Consider the following 19,118-nt stretch of genomic DNA (forward strand, 5'->3'; position numbering starts at 1 on the left):
CTAATCAGCTATCAAGGGCGGATGTTCTGGATCAGCTGTGTGTAAAACTGTACCCCCAGTATCAGATTATCGATGCTGATCCGTTCGTTACGCCCATGAATGCGTGGGATATCCTCGCCGTAGAAAATAAACGGGTTGATGCGATAGCTGTCGTCGGCCACCTCTGCATAGTGGCGGGTATCCGTGGCGGCAATTGTCAGGCCGGGCACCACGATCACATCGCCAAAGGTCTGGCGAAAGGTGGTAGAAAGCAGCTGATACCCCGTGCTGGTTGTGCTGGACACGGGGCTGGCGGCGCGCGCAGATGTCTCGCGCAGGCGCACTTGGGTGGTTTCGCTATCGATCTGGCCCCTGACATGGTCCAGAATATCGCCCACGCTATCGCGCGGATGAATGCGAAAATTCACCGTAGCACTGGCCTGTTGGGCCAGAACGTTTTCCGTATCAGAGGCGGTGAGCATGGTGGGCGCCATAGAGGTGCGCAACATGGCATCCGTGGCCGCGGATTTTGACAGCTCGGATTCCAGAAGCGGGCGAAACAGCCATTGATTGGCAAAAAGCATACGCTGAAGCAGGGAAAAATTCGGCCCCAAGCCATCAAAGAAATCGGCGCTAACATCCCGCAGGCCACCGGGCACGGGGTTATCTTGTAGCTGTGTCAGTGATCCCGCCAGCGCCCCAACCGCCGTCTCGCGCGGTGGCAGCGAGGAATGCCCCCCTGCCCCGCTGGCCACGATATCCACGGTCATATAACCCTTTTCGGCGATGTTAATGCTGGCCATATCTTTTGACAGGCCAGGGATGATTTCACGCAAAACCATCGATCCTTCGTCCAGAGACCATTCCAGCTGAATACCCTGATCCTTGAAATAATTTACAACCGCGCCGGCCCCCTGATTGCCGCCAATCTCTTCGTCATGGCCAAAGCTGAAATAAATATCGCGCGCAGGCGTGAATCCCTTTGCGGCCAGCGCATCCACCGTGTGCATCATGGCGATGATCGCGCCCTTGTCATCCAAGGTGCCCCGCCCCCAGACGAAGCCGCCTTCGATCACCCCATCAAAGGCGGGTTGATCCCATGCCTGAAAGGATCGCGCCGAGACCACATCGTAATGGCCCGTTAGCAAGACCGGCGCGGCGGTGCGATCGCGACCCTGCCACAGGTAGAGGGGCGTATAGTCATTGATCAGTTCGCGCTGCATTGCGCCGTGGGCATTGGGGAAGGTTTGTGCCAGATAATCCACAAAACCGCGGAATTCCCCCTGGGCGGCGGGCAGATCCCGTGCCAGCGTTTTAAATCTTATGGCACCCGAAAGTTCCTGTGCGATTTGCTCTCCATCAACCGCAGGTAGGTTAGGTGTAGATACGGATATGGTATCGGGGCTGTAACGCCATGTATTAAAAACCAAAATACCGATAATTATCACCAGAGATATGGCCAAGATCTTGGTTAGTTTTGTCAGAAATTTTACCATATCTAGATCCTTTTGTCTGTGGTTTCAGTAGATGCTAGCAGTGTTTTGGCGCGTTAAACAGATAACCCTGCGTAAGGTTTGGGGTTGCAATGTGTCTCGCCTCAACATAACCATATGGTTATGAATGATTCCACCAGCACCCAAGCCGCAGATCTTGATGCGATATTTAGCGCCCTTGGCGACCCAACGCGGCGCGCGCTGTTGTGTCAGCTGGCCAAGGGAGAGGCCAGCGTTGCGCAATTACGCGCCCCCTTTGAAATGAGCCAACCTGCCATATCAAAGCATCTAAAGGTTTTGGAAAACGCAGGCCTGATCACCCGTGCAACGCGTGGTACCAGCCGCCCCGCCAGATTGCACGCCGCCCATTTGTCCGAGGCCCTAGGCTGGCTAGAGGATTTCCGCAAGTTTTGGCAGGGGAATTTCACGCAATTAGACACATTACTGGCAAGCATGCCGCAACAAAAAGAGGACTAACATGAGCGCATTACCGGAGTATATGACCACCCATAAATTCAAGGCCAGTCGCGATCAGGTTTGGCACTGTTGGACTGATCCAGAGCTTTTGGCGCGCTGGTATGGGCCGGGTGCTGAAACGACAATCCATGGCTATGATTTACGCGTGGGGGGCACATGGCGCAATGAGATGAAATGGGGCGAAAAGCAAGATTTTAGCCTGATGGAATTTCAAGAAATTAGTCCCAAGGATTTATTGGTATGGTTGCATTCATCGGTGGATGCAGATTGGAATCTCTGTGCCAACCCGATGATGCCTGACTGGCCACGCCAGATGACCACCCGTGTGGAATTCAGCGGGGGTGCAGGCGAAACGCTGGTGAAACTAAGCTTGATCCCTGTAGATGCCAGCGCCGCAGAAATCGCCTGTTTTGCCGCGATGATGGGCGGCATGGACAGCGGTTGGGGGGCTGGGTTTAAGGCAATTGATCAGATTTTGGCAGAGGGGGGGTAACCGCCGCTGGGACGGTTTCGGGGGCATTGGTCGCGCCCCTGCGCCGCTGACGCCAGATAGAGTAGACCACGATCAGCACAATCAGGTCAAAGATACCCGCCAGCAGATACGGTGCACCGGGCATATAGAACGGGGCCTTTGGGCCGCTGAAATAGCCAAAAACAAATGTCATCAGCAGCGGGCTAATGATAACCGCCAACGCGCTGATACTGGTCAGAACACCTTGCAATTCGCCTTGACTATCATCGGGGGTTAGGCGGGACATGATCGCCTGTAGCGCCGGTGTAATCAGAAAGCTAAGCGCCATGGAAAAAATAAGGCCGTAGATCATCCAGCCTTGGGTTGCCAGCGAGATCAAAACGCCAGCAGTAATCGAGCACACCAGCCCGATCATCAGCACCCCCCATTCACCAAACCGCGCAACCAGTGGCCGCATCAGCCCCGCCTGCGCCACGGCCACCGTCAGCCCAAACGCCGCCAGCGAAAAGCCCACCTCTTTGGGCGACCAGTCAAAGCGCTCTATGGTGAAATAGGCCCAGACGCTCGGATAGGCGAAAAAAGCCACATTGTGCAGGAAAACCACCCCCAGCATCATAGCGCCGCTGGGCAGGCCAGAGACGTTCATTAACGCACCTAGCGGGTTTATCCGCCGCCAGCTCAGGGCGCGGCGAATTTTGTCGGTAACGGTTTCGGATAAGATCAGCCAGCCAAACGCGCAATTGGCCAAGGCCAGCGCGGCGGCGGCAAAGAATGGCGCGCGCGGGCTGATTTCCGCAAAAAGCCCCCCGAGAACCGGCCCCAAAATAAAGCCAATACCAAAGGCCGCCCCCACCAAGGCAAAATTCTGCGCCTTGGTCTCAGGATCAGAGATATCGGCAATAAAGGCCGAGGCGGTTGACTGGGTCGCAGAGGCGATCCCGGCGATACAGCGCCCGATTAACAGCACCCAGATCGAGCCCGTAAATCCCATAATCAGGTAATCAATTCCCACCACGAAAAGTGACAACAACAACACAGGTTTGCGCCCATAACGATCGGACAGCCCTCCGATAAGCGGGCTAAACAAAAACTGCATAACCGCGAATGACGCCGATAGAGCCCCCCCCCACAGCGCCGCCGCGGCCAAATTTGCGCCCAGCAACTCTTGGATCAAATCCGGTGTTACAGGCATGATAATGCCGATGCCAATGGCATCAATTACCAATGTCAGTAAAACGAAGATCAAGGCGAGGCGTTTATTCATGTGGCATCCAGTACATTTACGCGGGATAAAAAGCCAATATTGAACAATTCGCAACGCCAACTAATTAAAGACTGTGTTTCGTGACCCCACGTAATGGGTGCACCCCGCGACAATCTCCGTATTTTAAGCGAAAATTGGGAGAGAAGAATTATGTATGATCCATCAGAGAACGATTTAAGTTTTGCCATTAAGCACGGGCTAGATGCGGAAATGCGCGCATTGCTAGAAACCCGGTTCGATCTAGGCGATGATTTGGTGGATGCGGTTTTATCCGAGGCCGGGCGCGTGGCGCGCGATGTGATCGCCCCGCTTAACCAATCCGGAGATATCACAGGGTCAGTTTGGAATTCTGATTTCACGGTCACCACCCCTGCTGGTTTCAAAGAGGCACATAGGGCCATGGCCGAGGGTGGCTGGTGCGGGATTGAGGCCGGCGAAGAGCACGGCGGCCAGGGCATGTCCAAGGTGATATCCACCTCGGTTGCGGAAATGTGGCACGGGGCCAATATGGCGTTTGCGCTGTGCAGCCTGTTGTCACAGGGTCAAATTCATGCGCTAGAGGTCTTTGGCACGCCTGCGCAAAAGGCCACCTATCTGCCTAAACTGGCCAGTGGTGCGTGGACAGGCACCATGAACCTGACAGAACCGCAGGCCGGCACCGACCTTGGGGCGCTGAAAACCAGCGCCAAGCCAGATAAAGATGGCGAATACCGCATCAAGGGTCAAAAGATTTTCATCACCTACGGCGAACATGACATGGCCGAGAATATTGTGCATCTGGTGCTGGCCCGTGTAGAGGGCGCCCCCGAGGGCATTAAAGGAATTTCCCTGTTTATTGTTCCCAAGATTTTAACCAACGAAGATGGATCATTGGGTGCGCGCAATGATGTTAAATGTGTATCCCTAGAGCATAAGCTGGGCATCAATGCATCGCCCACTGCGGTGCTGCAATTTGGCGAAGACGAGGGGGCCATTGGTTATTTGGTGGGCGAAGAAAACCAAGGTCTTTCGATTATGTTCAAGATGATGAACCATGCGCGCTTTGGCGTTGGGGTTCAGGGGCTTGCTATGGCCAATCGCGCGTTTATGGCCGCCAAGGCTTATGCCGGCGAGCGGGTTCAGGGGATTCCCTTGGATGGGAAGGCCGGCGATACGATTGATCGCCATCCCGATGTGATGCGCCTATTGGCGGGAATGCGCAGTGAAATCGAGGCCATGCGCGGCATGATGATCTATACCGCGGGGGCCATTGATTTGGCGGATAATCAGTTGGGTGATACCGCCTATTGGCAATCGCGCGCAGAGCTGATGATCCCGATCCTAAAGGCGTGGCTGACTGAACGCTCGGTCGCGCTAGCCTCTGATGGGGTACAGGTGCACGGTGGTATGGGCTTCATCGAAGAAACCGGTGCGGCGCAACATTACCGCGATGCGCGTATTCTGCCGATCTATGAGGGCACCACCGCCATTCAGGCCAATGATATGATGTATCGCAAAACCCTGCGTGATCAGGGGGTTGGCGTTCGCGCGCTATTGGCCGATATTTCCGCCAGCGCCACAACAGCGATGGCCAGTGACAATAGCGATATTTCCGCCACGGGGCGGGCCTTGGCCGCCGCCTGTGAAACAGCCGAGGATGCGCTGGGCACCGTTTTGGCGGGGGGGCTATCTATGCGTCACGCTGGGGCGGTTTCTGTGCCCTATTTGATGATGCTTGGCACATTGACGGGGGGCTGGATGGCCCTGCGATCCGCCAGTGCAGCCGCCGCACAAGCCGAGAGCGCCCATTGGGATGCGACCTTCCTATCCGCCAAGCAAAAGCTGGCGCGGGTATTTGCAGATCACAGTCTACCAGAGGTGGCGCGCTATAGCCAAATCATCCAATCTGGGGGTGCCGCGGTGGAAAACATCACGCCAGAAATGCTGTAGCATCAACAGGTAAATTGATAAATTGATACAAAAATAGTCATTTCCCGCAGAAAGGCGTCGCAAATCCGCGCCTTTCTGTCGAAGAGTGACAACAGATAGCTTCAGTTACAGAATTCATTAGGTGACAGACCGATACATGGTGCAGGATCAAGATGGATTCGAGGCCCAAGGCTTTGAATTTTCTAACAACAGTAACATCAAGCACAAGTATTAGGAGCTACGCATGAAAATAACAAAGACCTTAACAGCAATGGCTGTGGCATTGGCGGCGACAACCGGATCAGCGGCGATGGCGTTAGACGAGCTGGTTGTGGCCTATTTCCTAGAATGGCCAACACCTAACCAATTTGCACAGGCCAACAACCTGTATTCAGAAGAATTGGGCATCCCTGTAAAATGGGTCTCGTTTGATGCGGGGACGGCTATGTCTGCGGCCATGGCATCTGGGGATGTGCATATTTCATTTTCACAGGGCGTAACCCCCTTCTTGGTGGCCACGGCGGCTGGTCAAGATTTGCAGGTGGTTGATGTGGCGGTTTCTTATTCAGATAACGACAACTGTGTTGTGCGTTCTGAGCTGGAAATCGATGCCTCTAATGTGGCCGAATTAAAGGGCAAGAAGGTTGCGGTACCACTGGGCACAGCGGCGCATTCGGGCTTCTTGGCACAGATGAAACACTTCGGCATTTCCGAGGCGGATTTGAATGTGGTGGATATGTCTCCATCTGATTCAGCAGCGGCGTTTTCACAGCCAGGTACGGATCTGGCCATGGTTTGTGGTTGGGGCGGTTCATTGCGCACCATGAAAGAGCACGGCAATGTCTTGATGTCAGGTGCAGAAAAAGAAGCCGTGGTTGGCAAGGTGTTTGATGTAACATCTATCCCCACTGGCTTTGGTGAAGAGAACCCTGAGATTTTGGCCAAGTTCCTAGCGTTGACCGGTAAAATGAATGCCATGTATGCGGCGGATCGCGCGCCTATGATGGCCGACATTTCCAGCAAGGCTGGTATGGATATGGATGCCACCACCGCAGTGATTGATGTATTTGCCTTCCCTACTATTTCAGAGCAGCTTAGCGAAGCTTGGATGGGTGGATTTGTTGCGCAGTACCTAACCGAGAGCGCGAAAACGCTGGAAAGTGATGGCAAGATCACCGCATTGGATGATTACAGCGCCTTAGTAAACACCAGCTACCTAGAAGCTGCATCAAAGATGTAATCAACATAGGTGGCCCCTGCGGGGGCCGCCTCTTTAACAAGCTGGGGAACCTATGTCGGGATTCGAGATTAACAATATTTCCATGACCTTTGCTCTGCCTAATGGCGGCAAAGTAGAGGCCTTGAAGAACATCAACTTAAATATCAAAGAGGGCGAATTGCTTTCTGTTCTGGGGCCATCGGGGTGTGGGAAAACCACCCTGCTGAATATCCTTGCGGGTTTTTTGGCGCAGACAGAAGGTGCAATGACGCTAAATGGTGCCCCCGTAGAGGGCCCAAGCTCAGAGCGGGGCATGGTTTTTCAGCAGGGCGCGCTGTTTGAATGGATGACGGTTGCCAAGAACATTGGCTTTGGCCCCAAGATGAAGGGCACGCCTCAGGCAGAAATCAATGCCAAGGTTGACGAGTTACTGTCCATTGTTGGCCTTCAAGATTTCGGCGAGAAGATGATCTATGAATTGTCAGGCGGTATGCAGCAGCGCGTGGCGCTGGCGCGGTGTTTGGCCAATGATCCAGACGTGATCTTGATGGACGAACCGCTGGGCGCCTTGGATGCGCTAACGCGCGAAAAAATGCAGAGCCTCGTTCTGGATATCTGGAAGAAAACCGGCAAGACGATTATTTTGATCACCCACTCTGTGGAAGAGGCATTGCTATTGGGCGAGCGCCTTTTGGTGATGGCCCCGCGCCCTGGGCGCGTACACAAAGAATACGCCCTGCCCTTTGCTGAATTAGGTGTGGGCGCGGATCTGCGCGAGATAAAGCAACATGCTGAATTTGCCCCAACGCGGGATGAAATATTGAACATGATTTGGAACATGGAAGATGAAATCATGGGCCGGACGGAGGACGCGTAATGGCAAAAGAGATTTTTGATGTAATCGCCACCACATTGTGGATGGCCTTGGGGATATTCGCGATTTTTGCGCTGTATCTGGCCGTCAGCGGATTGTGTTATCTGGTATGGCGAATGATCAGCAAGGGGCGCACGGCATCGGGTGGGTATACCAGCCTAAAGACCGTGACCTTTGGCGATGAGAGCGCCGTTCTGGCCAACCGCACCGCATCGGTGGCGGCGGTGATCACGCTGTTTGTTTTGTGGGCCATTGCCACGGGATCCAGCCTGTTGCCCTTTGGCCTGCCGGCACCCTTTGTAGGCGATACCTCGTTTGAATACACCGCGCAGAATGCGGCCGGAGATAGCGCCAAAGCCAAGGTTTTTGTGCGCGTGCACCACGCAGATGACAAGGGTCAGAAGAAGCAGGACGTGTCTGGCATGGCCAGCGATGGCTTTGCCCAAAATGACAGCATTATCCTGCCAGAACGCCGTAGCAAGATCATCAAGGTGCAAAGCAATGATACCGGCGGCACCGAGGACGGCTATCGTGTGACTCATGTGAATGGCCAGCCTATTGTTGCAGAACAGCTATTAGAGCTAGGCGATGTAGATGTATTCATGACCAAGAAGGGCAGCCTATCAGTGCGCCCGGTTACCGGCATGACCATGGAGGCACTGTATCTGCCGCCACCAGAGAAGGTCTGGTCGCGTTTTGTCAAGCTGAACAAAGAGGGCTATCTGGGCGTTGGATTGTGGGAAAATGTCTTCTGGTCATTGATCCGTGTTGTGGTTGGGTTTTTCTTGGGCTGCTTGTTTGGTATTCCCTTGGGCTTTGCCATGGGGTTGAATTCATGGTTGCGCGGCTGGTTTGAGCCGATTGTTGAATTTATGCGCCCGGTGCCACCCTTGGCATTGATCCCCTTGATCATCATTTGGTTTGGTATTGGCGAGCAGGGTAAGATCAGCCTGCTATTCCTAGCGGCATTATGGATTATGACCATTGCCGCGCGTTCCGGTGTATCGGGTGTGAATATATCCAAGGTACATGCGGCCTATTCACTGGGTGCCAGTAAATGGCAGCTGTTGACCAAGGTGATCCTGCCTAACTCTTTGCCTGAGATATTCACTGGGGCGCGGGTTGCCATGGGCGTGTGCTGGGGCACCGTTGTGGCCGCAGAATTGGTAGCCGCGGAAAAAGGGGCCGGTAAAATGATTATCGCCGCGTCTAAATTCCAGCTGACGGATATCGTAATCATCGGCATCATCATCATCGGCATTATCGGATACGGCATTGACGTATTGATGCGGATCGCCGAAAATCGTCTTGTACCATGGAAGGGGCGTGGATAAGCCCGCCCCAAAGCGGAGTTATCGAATGAAGCGCATCTTACTTGCGACAGCATTATTCCTAGGGGCGTGTATGGAGACGCCCGCCCCTAGCGAGCCACCAAAACCAACGCCAGACAGCGATACGCGTGTCGGCAAGTTTCAATACTATCAAAGCCACAATTCTGGTCTAGCGGCCTATAACCGCGTTTCTGCACGCATGCGCCCCGTGGTGGTGCGCGTCTGCAAACAACACAGCCAAGGTTTGGGGGCAAATTTTTGCAATTTCCAATTCAAGGTCATTGATAATCCCAAACAGCCGCCGAACGCCTTTCAGTCGCTAGATGCCCACGGCCGCCCGATCATTACTTTTAACGCAAACATTTTGCGGGCCATGAAAAATGATCACGAGATCGGGTTTATTATTGGCCACGAGGCGGGCCATCAAATTGCCCGGCATTTGCGCCAAAAGCGTGGCAACGCCAATGCCGGTGCCGTTATCGGGATCATCCTAGCGGGTGCGACGGGTGTGGATGTTGGTGTGGGTATGGATTTGGGCGGCGCAATTGGTGCGCGCAGATACTCACAAAAATTCGAACTAGAGGCAGATCGCATCGGCACATATCTGGCGCATCTGGCGGGCTATGACCCGATTATTGGCGCCCGCGCCTTCCCGCGCATAGCCGGCAGTGGCGGTGGGCCTCTGTCCACCCACCCGCCATCGAACGCCCGTGTGGCAACGGTGCACAGGGCCAACCAAGAGATCAAATCAGGCAAGCCGATTACCAGCTGGTAATCGGTAGGGATTTTGCGAGATTGGGATCCATGACTATACCAAGGCTAAAACGGATAAAGGTGTCCTCGACAACAGAGTTGCGGAATTGGCTGGATAAAAATGCCGGGCGCAGGCAGGAGGTTATGATCGTGACCTGCGACAAGACCTCTCGCACGAAGCACATCAGCAGGGATCAGGTGAAGGATGCCCTTGGCAATGCTGGCTGGAATGCGGGGCGCAGTTATACGCTGGACGGGAACCTTGTGGGACATGTCATCAGCCACCCATAGCATCCTGTATAGGCTAGATTACACCGATAGCGTGCCAAGCGGCGCGAGGTAATACGCCGCCCATAGGGGCGGCGTATAAAGTCAGAAATTGATCTTTTGCAGCAGAGGCAACAGCTTGGACATATCGGGCCCATGCTCCATGCCTGTCAAGGCTTTGCGCAGCGGCATAAACAGGCCCTTGCCTTTGCGGCCAGTTTCGGTTTTCAGAGCCGCCGTCCACGTTTTCCATGTGGTGTTATCCCAGGGAGTTGTAGGCATCATCGATTTGGCGGCGGCGATAAAATCTGCGTCTTCATCATCAATCAGCGGGGTGGCGCCATTGGTGCACAGATCCCACCATTTTGAAATATCGGCGCGACTATCGATATTTTCGCGCGCCACATCCCAAAACGCCGCCTGTTGATCCGCTGGCACCCCAAGGGCACCCAACGCTTCCGCCATATCTGCTACATCCAGCCCCGCCACGATTTTCGTGCTCAGCGGGCCAAGGTCATCCACATTGAATTTCGTAGGTGCCGCACCAAATTGGGCGATATCAAACCCCTCGATCAGCGCATCAATGGTTGCACGCGGCTCGATCGGTTCGGATGAGCCAAGGCGGGCCATTTGTGACAACAGCGCCATCGGCTCGATACCCTGTGTGCGCAGATCGCGTAGTGCCAAGGTGCCCAGCCGCTTGGACAGGGCTTCACCTGCGGGGCCGGTTAGCAATGAGTGATGGGCGAAATCAGGCACTGTGCCGCCCAGCGCTTGGATGATTTGGATTTGGGTGGCGGTATTGGTCACGTGATCGGAACCGCGCACCACATAGGTCACGCCATAATCCACATCATCACAGACCGAGGCCAGCGTATACAAGAACTGTCCGTCACCGCGGATCAGAACCGGATCAGATACCGAAGCCGCATCGATCGACAAATCACCCAGAATGCCATCTGTCCAATTGATCCGCTCGCGATCCAATTTAAAGCGCCAATGGCTTTGGCGTTCTGCGCGCAGCGCATCCTTTTCGGCCTCGCTAAGGTCAAGCGCCGAGCGGTCATAGACCGGCGGTTTGCCCATATTCAGCTGCTTTTTGCGCTTTAGGTCTAGCTCGATCGGGGTTTCAAAACATTCATACAGCCGCCCCGCATCGCGCAGCTCTTGTGCTGCGGCCTCGTAGCGGGACAGACGGGTAGATTGTTTCTCTATACGGTCCCATGTCAGGCCCAACCAGCGCAAATCTTGCTGAATCGCATCGGCGTATTCGTCGGTAGAGCGTGTAGGGTCTGTGTCATCAAGGCGCAGGATGAATTGCCCGCCCTGTTTGCGCGCGATCATATAATTAAACAGTGCGGTGCGCAGGTTACCAACATGGATATAGCCCGTGGGGCTGGGAGCAAAGCGGGTGGTTGTCATGATCTGGGTCTCTTTTGATTTGATGCCTTTTAGCGAATGCTATGCCAAACGCCAAGGGGTGCAATTTTAACGAATCCTCTCTAAATTAGGCCCAAAGAATGGAATCTGAATGCGACACTTGTTTATCTCTGGGTTTATTACGCTGTTTCTTGCCCTACCCTCTGGTGCGAATGTGGTCGTTGTGGATGGGGATACGCTGATTTTGTACGGTAAATCCATCCGTCTAGAGGGCATTGATGCACCCGAAGCTGGCCAAAGTTGTTTGGACAAGCGGGGTAAAAAATGGGCCTGTGGCACCGCCGCCAGCGCTGCATTGGTTAAGCTATTGCGCGGGGGAAAACTGCGGTGCAAAACTTTGGATATTGATCGCTATGGTCGTAGTTTAGCACGCTGTCATGTGGGGCGTAATGATATCAACGCAGAAATGGTTTCCATGGGCATGGCCTGGGCCTTTGTGCGGTATTCTCAGGAATATGTTCCCCAAGAGCAAGATGCCAAACGTGGCAAACGTGGCATCTGGCAGGGTAGAGCAACCCCCGCGTGGGAATATCGTCGCCAGAGTTGGCGTAATGCAGAAATAACGGAGGAATGCCCCATCAAGGGTAACATCACCGAAAGCGGGAAAATATATCACATGCCATGGTCAAAATGGTACAATCGTACGCGCATCAGCCCCTCAAAGGGCGAGCGGTGGTTTTGCAGCGAGGCTGAGGCGCGCGCCGCAGGATGGCGTGCCGCGCGGAATTATTAGACAAAATGACCCAGAGCAGGCAAATTGGTCTTGTGCCCCGAACACAAGGCTGACACAGTTTTAAAAAACAGGCCCCTGATATGACCCCCAGTCTACGCATTCGCCTCATTCCATTTTTGTTTGTTTGGCTGTGGTCTACGGGGTTTGTGGGCGCACGTTTTGGCCTGCCGTATATTGCGCCGTTTTACATGTTGGTCTTGCGCTTTGCGATCACTATACCCTGCTTATTGTTACTGATAGCGCTGTTGCGGCGGCGCTGGGTGACATGGGCGCAGGTGCCTGTACAAATGCTCACGGGGGCCTTGTTACATGGGGCCTATTTGGGGGGGGTGTTTTTTGCTGTCAGCATTGGCACCCCTGCGGGGATTGCCGCTATTATTGTGGGGCTACAGCCCATTTTAACCGCCACGGTTAACCGCCTGTTCTTTGGAGCCAAAATCTCGCGCAGGCAATTATTTGGGCTGTTTTTGGGTTTTTTCGGCTTGTTGGCGGTGATTATCGGCAGCCAAGAAATCAGCGCAGGCGAGAATGGAATGCTGGGATTGGCGGCCTGTTTGGTGGCCTTGGTTGGCATAACCGCCAGCACAGTGGTGCAAAAGAGGTATGCCGGCGATGCGCCGTTGCTCTCGGGATCTTTGTGGCAATATATCGGGGCGTTCATGGTGGTTTGTGCGGCCTCTTTGGCCCTTGGGGAACCTTGGGACTATCAGCCAGCGTGGCAATTATATGCCTCTGTTGTTTGGTTGGTTCTGGCCCTATCCGTGGTGGCGATTTTGTTGCTGATGTATATGATACGCGAGGGTGAAGTGGCCAAAGTGACCAGCTATTTCTATCTGGTGCCCCCTGTAGCGGTTCTTCAGACATGGGTGCTGTTTGGCGAGAGCCTCAGCATGATCTCCTTGGTGGGATGCGTTGTTGTGGTGCTGGCGGTGGCCTTGGTGGTGCGCGACTAGCGCCCCTATGACGGATCGCGCCAGCGATTGGCGATAGGATAGCGGCGATCCAGCCAAAAGGCGCGCAAAGACAGGCGCGGACCTGGAGCAGATTGGAACCGTTTGTATTCGGAAATATACAGCAAATGTTCGACCCGTTTTACCGTATCACGATCATATCCAGCGGCCACGCATTCTGCCACTGATGCGTCCTGATCCATCAACATTTCCAGGATACCATCCAAAATTTCATATTCTGGCAGGCTATCGCTGTCTTTTTGGTCATCGCGCAGTTCTGCCGTTGGCGGTTTGTCGATGATGTTTTGCGGGATCACGCGGCCCGTTGGGCCCATCATCCAATCGCGGTGGTTTTGATTGCGCCAGCGGCATGTTTCAAACACCCGAATTTTATAGAGATCCTTGATCGGGTTATAGCCCCCCGCCATATCACCATAGATGGTGGCATAGCCCACAGAAACCTCGGATTTATTTCCCGTGGTCAAAAGCATCTCGCCGAATTTGTTAGACAGGGCCATCAACAGTAACCCGCGGAGGCGAGATTGGATATTTTCCTCGGTCAGATCTGGCTCTAGCCCTTCGAATATGGGGGCCAAGGTCTGGGTGATTGCTGCGCGCCCTTGCGCAATGGGGATAGTCTGGATCGATGCACCCAACAACGCGGCACAACCAGCCGCGTCATCTAGGCTGTTTTGCGATGTATATTCGGACGGCAACATCACAAGGCGTACATTTTCTGCGCCCAGCGCATCGGTGGCGATGGTCGCAACAATCGCGGAATCAATCCCGCCCGACATGCCCAACAGTACCTTTTTAAAGCCCGTCTTAGCCATGTAATCGCGCAGGCCCAAAACCATGGCGTGGTAGTCCTGCTCCCATTCATCCGGATAGGTTACGCGCGTGCCTTCTTGGGCCTGCCAGCCGTTGTCTGTCCGATCAAATGTGATGGTTTCGATTGCTTCCTCAAACAGGGGCATCTGGCTGGCTAAAGCGCCGCCACCGTTTAGCACAAAGGAGCCGCCATCAAATATCTGATCATCCTGCCCACCGATCATATTCAGATAGGCCATGGGCAGGCCGGTTTCCACAACGCGCGCTACCATATGGGTCATGCGTTTATCGAATTTTCCGCGGTAGTAGGGTGATCCATTTGGGCTGACCAAAATCTCCGCACCGGTTTCGGCCAAGGTTTCGCAGACATCAGGGAACCAAGCATCCTCGCAAATGGGGGATCCGATGCGCACGCCGTTAACCACATATGGCCCGTGGATTTCGCCAGATTTAAACACGCGTTTTTCATCAAATACCTTGTAATTAGGCAGATGATGTTTGCGGATCAGGGTTTTGATTTCACCGCCCGCTAGAATGGCATAGCAATTATAAACATCATCGCCTGCCTGTTCAGGACAGCCGATACCGATTGTTGGGCCATCGGCGCAATCAGCGGCCAGCTGTTGCAGGGCCTGCATGGCGGCGGCGTTAAAGGCGGGTTTTTGCACCAAATCCTGCACTTGATAGCCCGTTAGGAACATTTCAGGCAGGCACAGCATATCTGCGCCATCAGCTTTGGCCCGATCGAAGGCCCGCTTGGCCTTGGCGGCATTGGCTGCGAAATCCCCGACAGTTGCGTTCAGCTGTGCCATCGTTAACGTAAATTTATCAGCCATTATTTATCCTCGCACTACAGCTTTTGCTGGTTCAACATTTAACAGAGTTTCTAGGGTATGAAAGAACAGATATGAAAAACATTGCCCAAGCAGTGGCGACAATCTATGTTTGCCGTCAAGCTGTGCGCATTGCACGATTTTGAGTAGAACAGGCATTGCTATGAAAATTCTTTCTTTTGGCGCCATTTGCGCCACCTCATTGGTGATGGGGGCAAGCGCCCTTTATGCGCAGGTTGAAACCAAACAATACGAAGAAGGCGGCGTCTATGAGGGCAGCTTCTTGGATGGGGTGCGCCATGGGCGCGGCACCTATAGCCTGCCTGATGGATTAACCTATACCGGCGAATGGGTACACGGCGAAATCAGCGGTCAGGGCATCGCGCAGTACCCTAATGGATCACTGTATGAGGGAACATTTGCCAATGGTAAGCCCGAGGGTCAGGGCGCGATCACATTTGCAGACGGTGGCACCTATCAGGGTGACTGGAAGGCCGGTAAAATCACCGGTTCCGGCACCGCTCAATATGCCAACGGGTCTCTTTATATCGGTAGTTTCAAAGACGCCCAGCATCATGGGCAAGGGCTGTTGAAGACCAAGAGCGGCTTTGTTTACGAGGGGACATGGGTCGATGGCCAACAAACGGGTCAGGCCCGCATCACCTATGCCAATGGCGGTACCTACGAGGGTGCCATGCTTAGCGGCAAGCGCCAAGGGCGCGGGGTGATGGAGTTGCCAGAGGGGATGATCTATGATGGTGAATGGAAAGATGATGCCATTACCGGCGAGGGCCGCCTACAGGAGATCAGCGGTGAGGTTTATGTCGGAACATTGATCGATGGAGTGCGCATGGGCAAAGGTCAAGTGACCTATGTTAACGGCGATGTTTACACCGGCGATTTTTCCAAGGATCAGCGCCACGGAGTTGGTTCATTCATCACCCAAGACGGATATCAGATCAGCGGCGATTGGGTCTATGGTGTGTTACAGGGCAAGGGGCGAACCATTTACCCAGATGGGGCTGAATACGAAGGCGAATATGTAGATGGGCGTGCGCAGGGTATTGGCCTGTTGCGTTATGCCGATGGCAGCACCTATTTTGGTGAATGGATCGGCGGTAAAATCGAGGGCAAGGGCATTTCAAAATATCCCGATGGCACCGTTTACGAGGGTGAGCTGCGCGATGCACGCAATCACGGGCAGGGCAAGATTGTATACATGGATGGCCACACATATGATGGCGAATGGCGCGATGGCTTAAAACATGGAATGGGTATCGAAATCCAAGCTGATGGATCAATTTATGAAGGTGAGTTCGTTGACGGCAAGGCGCATGGCGCTGGAAAATTGCAACTGAACAGCGGATTCACCTATGAGGGACTGTGGGAAAATGGTGTTATCCGCGGGGACGGTACCGCCAGCTTTCAAAACGGTGATGTTTATGTAGGTGCCTTCAAGGATGGCAAACCCGATGGCGAAGGGCGCATGACCTATGCCAATGGCGATGTTTTCTATGGCATTTGGGCCGAGGGCGTGGAACAGGCAGGGTTAGAGGATCCTGAAAACCCATCAGACCTTCCGCCATTACCCATTCCTGAATAATTAGGGCCCTACTACAAATTAATTTGCGATGCACACATAGCCATCGGGCCCAAAGTGAGGTCAATGCTCTCTATGCATATTTACTAGGGCATAAAGCGTGGGGTATTTACAGCCGCAAGCCTGCGAAAGGCGCAAAAAACGACCAATGTAGGACATTACCCTATGCTCATCAGTGGCAATGATGTTTCAAATGATCAGTCTTACAGCAATAAACCGATCGAGGTTGGGCATGATAAAACCGCGGTGGCCCTAGCCAACCCAACAGACCTTCGCTCACCCTGCCCTTTGGCGCTAAGCTCTAGGGACCACATTGGATTGCAAATGTTTTGACGTCGGTGAATTAAACCGTTCACCACAGTGAAGCATATCGGCACAGGCTTGGGCGCCTATGCCAAAAACTGATACCTTTGTTAACTTTGGGCTTTCCTTCATGGCGAATCTAGGTATTAATCCCCCGCATGAGAAACAATGCACCCAAAGTTGCAGTTAAAGCTGCCCCTTGCGCTACACCGCTGAATGCGATGTTGGCGCTATCTGCGTTGATCCTTCTACTTAGCTGCCTCTGAGCGTGCCTTTTCGGGCGCGGACGCTCGGGGGATGGACATTGCGCTCAAAAAACCTAAAACATCAGCTAAGCTACGAGACATCCACATGACCCAGAAAATTTCCAAGGTAAACTTGGCTCAGAAACTTGCGCTTTTTGACAGCCATTGGGACCCCAAGGTGATTGCCGATTATAATGGCAATGACATTATGGTGGTGAAATTCGTCGGTGAATTTCCCTTTCACAAACACGAGGAAACAGATGATTTTTTCTTGATCCTAGAGGGCGAAGTGATCCTTGATCAAGAGGGTGGGCATTCTATCACGCTTGGGGTGGGTGAGTTATGCGTAATTCCCAGGGGAATTGTGCATCGCCCCCGTGCCGAACATGAGGCCAAGGTTTTGCTAATAGAACCCCATGGGATAGCGAATTCAGGGGATGGAAACGAAAATATGGCTGCGCCAAAAGACTGGATATAAACATGACAAATTCAAAACAAGACCGCGTATTAATTTTTGACACCACATTGCGCGATGGCGAGCAAAGCCCCGGCGCCACTATGAGTCATAATGAAAAGTTAGAGATCGCCACCCTATTGGATGAGATGGGGGTGGATATTATCGAGGCTGGTTTCCCTATTGCATCCGAGGGTGATTTCAAGGCCGTATCCGAGATCGCCGCCAATGCCAAGAACGCCCAGATCTGCGGGCTGAGCCGCGCGGTATACAAGGATATCGACCGCTGTTGGGAGGCCGTGAAACATGCTGCCAACCCGCGCATTCACACCTTTATTGGCACCAGCCCTCAGCATCGGGCGATCCCAAACTTGACCAAGGATCAAATGATCGAGCGCATTCACGACACCGTCAGCCATGCGCGCAACCTATGCCCAAATATCCAGTGGTCCCCCATGGATGCCACCCGTACCGAGGATGATTACCTATGCCGTACGGTGGAAACCGCCATCAAGGCCGGTGCCACCACCATCAACATCCCCGATACCGTGGGCTATACCGCCCCTGCCGAAAGTGCCGATATTATCCGCATGTTGTTAGAGCGTGTACCCGGTGCCGACGAGATCATTTTTGCCACCCATTGTCACAATGACCTTGGCATGGCCACCGCCAATTCATTGGCGGCTGTGGCCGGTGGTGCGCGTCAAATCGAATGTACCATCAATGGCCTAGGCGAGCGCGCCGGCAACACCGCCCTAGAAGAGGTGGTGATGGCCCTGCGCGTGCGCAATGACATCATGCCCTATGAAACCCGTGTGGATGCAACCAAGCTGATGAACATCAGCCGCCGTGTCGCCACCGTATCAGGCTTTCAGGTGCAATATAACAAGGCGATCGTCGGCAAAAACGCATTTGCGCATGAAAGCGGCATTCACCAAGATGGCATGTTAAAATCCGCAGATACATTTGAAATCATGCGCCCCGAGGACATTGGCCTAACCGAAACCAATCTGGTGATGGGCAAACATTCTGGCCGTGCGGCTCTGCGTTCTAAGCTGGCGGATTTGGGGTTTGATCTGGGCGACAACCAGCTAAAGGATGTTTTCGTGCGATTCAAGGAATTGGCTGATCGCAAGAAAGAAGTTTATGATGACGATCTAATTGCCTTGGTTTCTGACGAAGGCACAAATGCCATGCACGATCATTTGCAGGTGGAGAAACTGAGAGTAGTGTGTGGCACCGATGGCCCGCAATCAGCCGAACTTACCCTCAGCATTGATGGTGTGGATCACCAGACAAAGGCGACCGGCGATGGGCCGGTGGATGCGGTATTTAATGCTGTTAAGGCGCTGTTCCCCCATAGCGCGCATCTGCAATTGTACCAAGTAAGTGCCGTAACCGAGGGCACAGACGCACAGGCCACGGTATCGGTACGCATGGAAGAGGCGGGCAAAATTGTCACCGGCCAGTCCGCAGATACCGACACAGTTGTGGCCAGCGCTAAGGCCTATGTGAACGCTTTGAACAAGTTGTTGTTGCGGCGTGAAAAGAACGCCCCTGAATAGGATAGCGGGCGGATCTACACAGCGGATCCGCCCCATTTTTGCCTTAGTTTCAGCGTGATTGCGCCGAAACTACCAAATTTAGACATTGGCACGGCTGTGCGGCGTAGTCTTTGCTTTTCATATGAAT

17 protein-coding genes are annotated in these 19,118 nt (G+C 53.7%); 13 read left to right on the forward strand and 4 right to left on the reverse strand.

Going from position 1 to position 19,118, the window contains the following annotated elements; genetic code table 11:
• Positions 1-11: 11 nt before the first annotated feature.
• Positions 12-1,475, reverse strand: a complete 1,464-nt coding sequence (locus QQL62_RS12690) for a M20 family peptidase (protein WP_284379873.1) — start codon at positions 1,473-1,475, stop codon at positions 12-14.
• A 120-nt stretch (positions 1,476-1,595) separates the two neighbouring features.
• Between QQL62_RS12690 and QQL62_RS12695 the strand changes: the two genes are divergently transcribed.
• Together QQL62_RS12695 and QQL62_RS12700 are read left to right on the forward strand one after the other, a co-directional pair.
• Positions 1,596-1,949 (forward strand): ArsR/SmtB family transcription factor, encoded by a 354-nt coding sequence (locus QQL62_RS12695; RefSeq protein WP_284379876.1) that lies wholly within the window; start codon positions 1,596-1,598, stop codon positions 1,947-1,949.
• A gap of 1 nt (position 1,950) precedes the next feature.
• Positions 1,951-2,442 carry an SRPBCC family protein gene (locus QQL62_RS12700; RefSeq protein WP_284379879.1) on the forward strand — a complete coding sequence of 164 codons (492 nt, stop codon included), beginning with the start codon at positions 1,951-1,953 and terminating at the stop codon, positions 2,440-2,442.
• Here QQL62_RS12700 and QQL62_RS12705 read toward each other — a convergent pair.
• Positions 2,405-3,685 (reverse strand): TCR/Tet family MFS transporter, encoded by a 1,281-nt coding sequence (locus tag QQL62_RS12705; RefSeq protein WP_284379882.1) that lies wholly within the window; start codon positions 3,683-3,685, stop codon positions 2,405-2,407. The genes QQL62_RS12700 and QQL62_RS12705 overlap by 38 nt on opposite strands.
• 150 nt (positions 3,686-3,835) lie before the next feature.
• Between QQL62_RS12705 and QQL62_RS12710 the strand changes: the two genes are divergently transcribed.
• The 6 genes from QQL62_RS12710 (at position 3,836) to QQL62_RS12735 (ending at position 10,061) form a co-directional block, all read left to right on the forward strand.
• Complete coding sequence (locus QQL62_RS12710; RefSeq protein ID WP_284379885.1) at positions 3,836-5,614, forward strand: acyl-CoA dehydrogenase family protein; 1,779 nt, start codon at positions 3,836-3,838, stop codon at positions 5,612-5,614.
• A 223-nt stretch (positions 5,615-5,837) separates the two neighbouring features.
• Entirely contained in the window at positions 5,838-6,833 is a 996-nt protein-coding gene (locus tag QQL62_RS12715; RefSeq protein ID WP_284379888.1) for a taurine ABC transporter substrate-binding protein, read from the forward strand.
• Positions 6,834-6,885: 52 nt separating this feature from the next.
• Complete coding sequence (locus tag QQL62_RS12720) at positions 6,886-7,689, forward strand: ABC transporter ATP-binding protein (RefSeq protein WP_284379890.1); 804 nt, start codon at positions 6,886-6,888, stop codon at positions 7,687-7,689.
• Positions 7,689-9,020: an ABC transporter permease gene (locus tag QQL62_RS12725; RefSeq protein ID WP_284379893.1), complete on the forward strand. Its 1,332-nt coding sequence runs from the start codon at positions 7,689-7,691 to the stop codon at positions 9,018-9,020. Before QQL62_RS12720 ends, QQL62_RS12725 begins: the two co-directional genes overlap by 1 nt.
• Positions 9,021-9,090: 70 nt before the next feature.
• Positions 9,091-9,792, forward strand: a complete 702-nt coding sequence (locus QQL62_RS12730) for a M48 family metalloprotease (protein WP_284379895.1) — start codon at positions 9,091-9,093, stop codon at positions 9,790-9,792.
• Positions 9,793-9,821: 29 nt separating this feature from the next.
• Positions 9,822-10,061: a hypothetical protein gene (locus QQL62_RS12735; protein ID WP_284379899.1), complete on the forward strand. Its 240-nt coding sequence runs from the start codon at positions 9,822-9,824 to the stop codon at positions 10,059-10,061.
• 81 nt (positions 10,062-10,142) lie between these two features.
• Here QQL62_RS12735 and gltX read toward each other — a convergent pair whose 3' ends face one another.
• Positions 10,143-11,459, reverse strand: coding sequence for a glutamate--tRNA ligase (gene gltX / locus QQL62_RS12740; RefSeq protein ID WP_284379900.1), 1,317 nt, complete (start codon positions 11,457-11,459; stop codon positions 10,143-10,145).
• 109 nt (positions 11,460-11,568) lie between these two features.
• Here gltX and QQL62_RS12745 point away from each other — a divergent pair, with 109 nt between their 5' ends.
• Positions 11,569-12,210, forward strand: coding sequence for a thermonuclease family protein (locus QQL62_RS12745; protein WP_284379904.1), 642 nt, complete (start codon positions 11,569-11,571; stop codon positions 12,208-12,210).
• A gap of 80 nt (positions 12,211-12,290) precedes the next feature.
• Entirely contained in the window at positions 12,291-13,163 is an 873-nt protein-coding gene (locus QQL62_RS12750; protein WP_284379905.1) for a DMT family transporter, read from the forward strand.
• 5 nt (positions 13,164-13,168) lie between these two features.
• On the opposite strand, the gene QQL62_RS12755 is transcribed toward QQL62_RS12750, so the two are convergent.
• Positions 13,169-14,827 (reverse strand): NAD+ synthase, encoded by a 1,659-nt coding sequence (locus QQL62_RS12755; RefSeq protein ID WP_284379907.1) that lies wholly within the window; start codon positions 14,825-14,827, stop codon positions 13,169-13,171.
• A gap of 160 nt (positions 14,828-14,987) precedes the next feature.
• On the opposite strand from QQL62_RS12755, the gene QQL62_RS12760 reads away from it, so the two are divergent.
• The 3 genes from QQL62_RS12760 to QQL62_RS12770 all read left to right on the forward strand — a co-directional run bounded on the left by QQL62_RS12760 (position 14,988) and on the right by QQL62_RS12770 (position 18,991).
• Complete coding sequence (locus QQL62_RS12760; protein WP_284379909.1) at positions 14,988-16,427, forward strand: MORN repeat-containing protein; 1,440 nt, start codon at positions 14,988-14,990, stop codon at positions 16,425-16,427.
• A 651-nt stretch (positions 16,428-17,078) separates the two neighbouring features.
• A complete protein-coding gene (locus QQL62_RS12765) occupies positions 17,079-17,450 on the forward strand; it encodes a cupin domain-containing protein (protein ID WP_431355776.1) in 372 nt (123 codons plus the stop codon).
• Positions 17,451-17,452: 2 nt separating this feature from the next.
• Complete coding sequence (locus QQL62_RS12770) at positions 17,453-18,991, forward strand: 2-isopropylmalate synthase (RefSeq protein WP_284379911.1); 1,539 nt, start codon at positions 17,453-17,455, stop codon at positions 18,989-18,991.
• Positions 18,992-19,118 lie beyond the last annotated feature (127 nt).

Source organism: Amylibacter marinus (assembly GCF_030160015.1).
GTDB classification, from domain to species: domain Bacteria; phylum Pseudomonadota; class Alphaproteobacteria; order Rhodobacterales; family Rhodobacteraceae; genus Amylibacter; species Amylibacter marinus.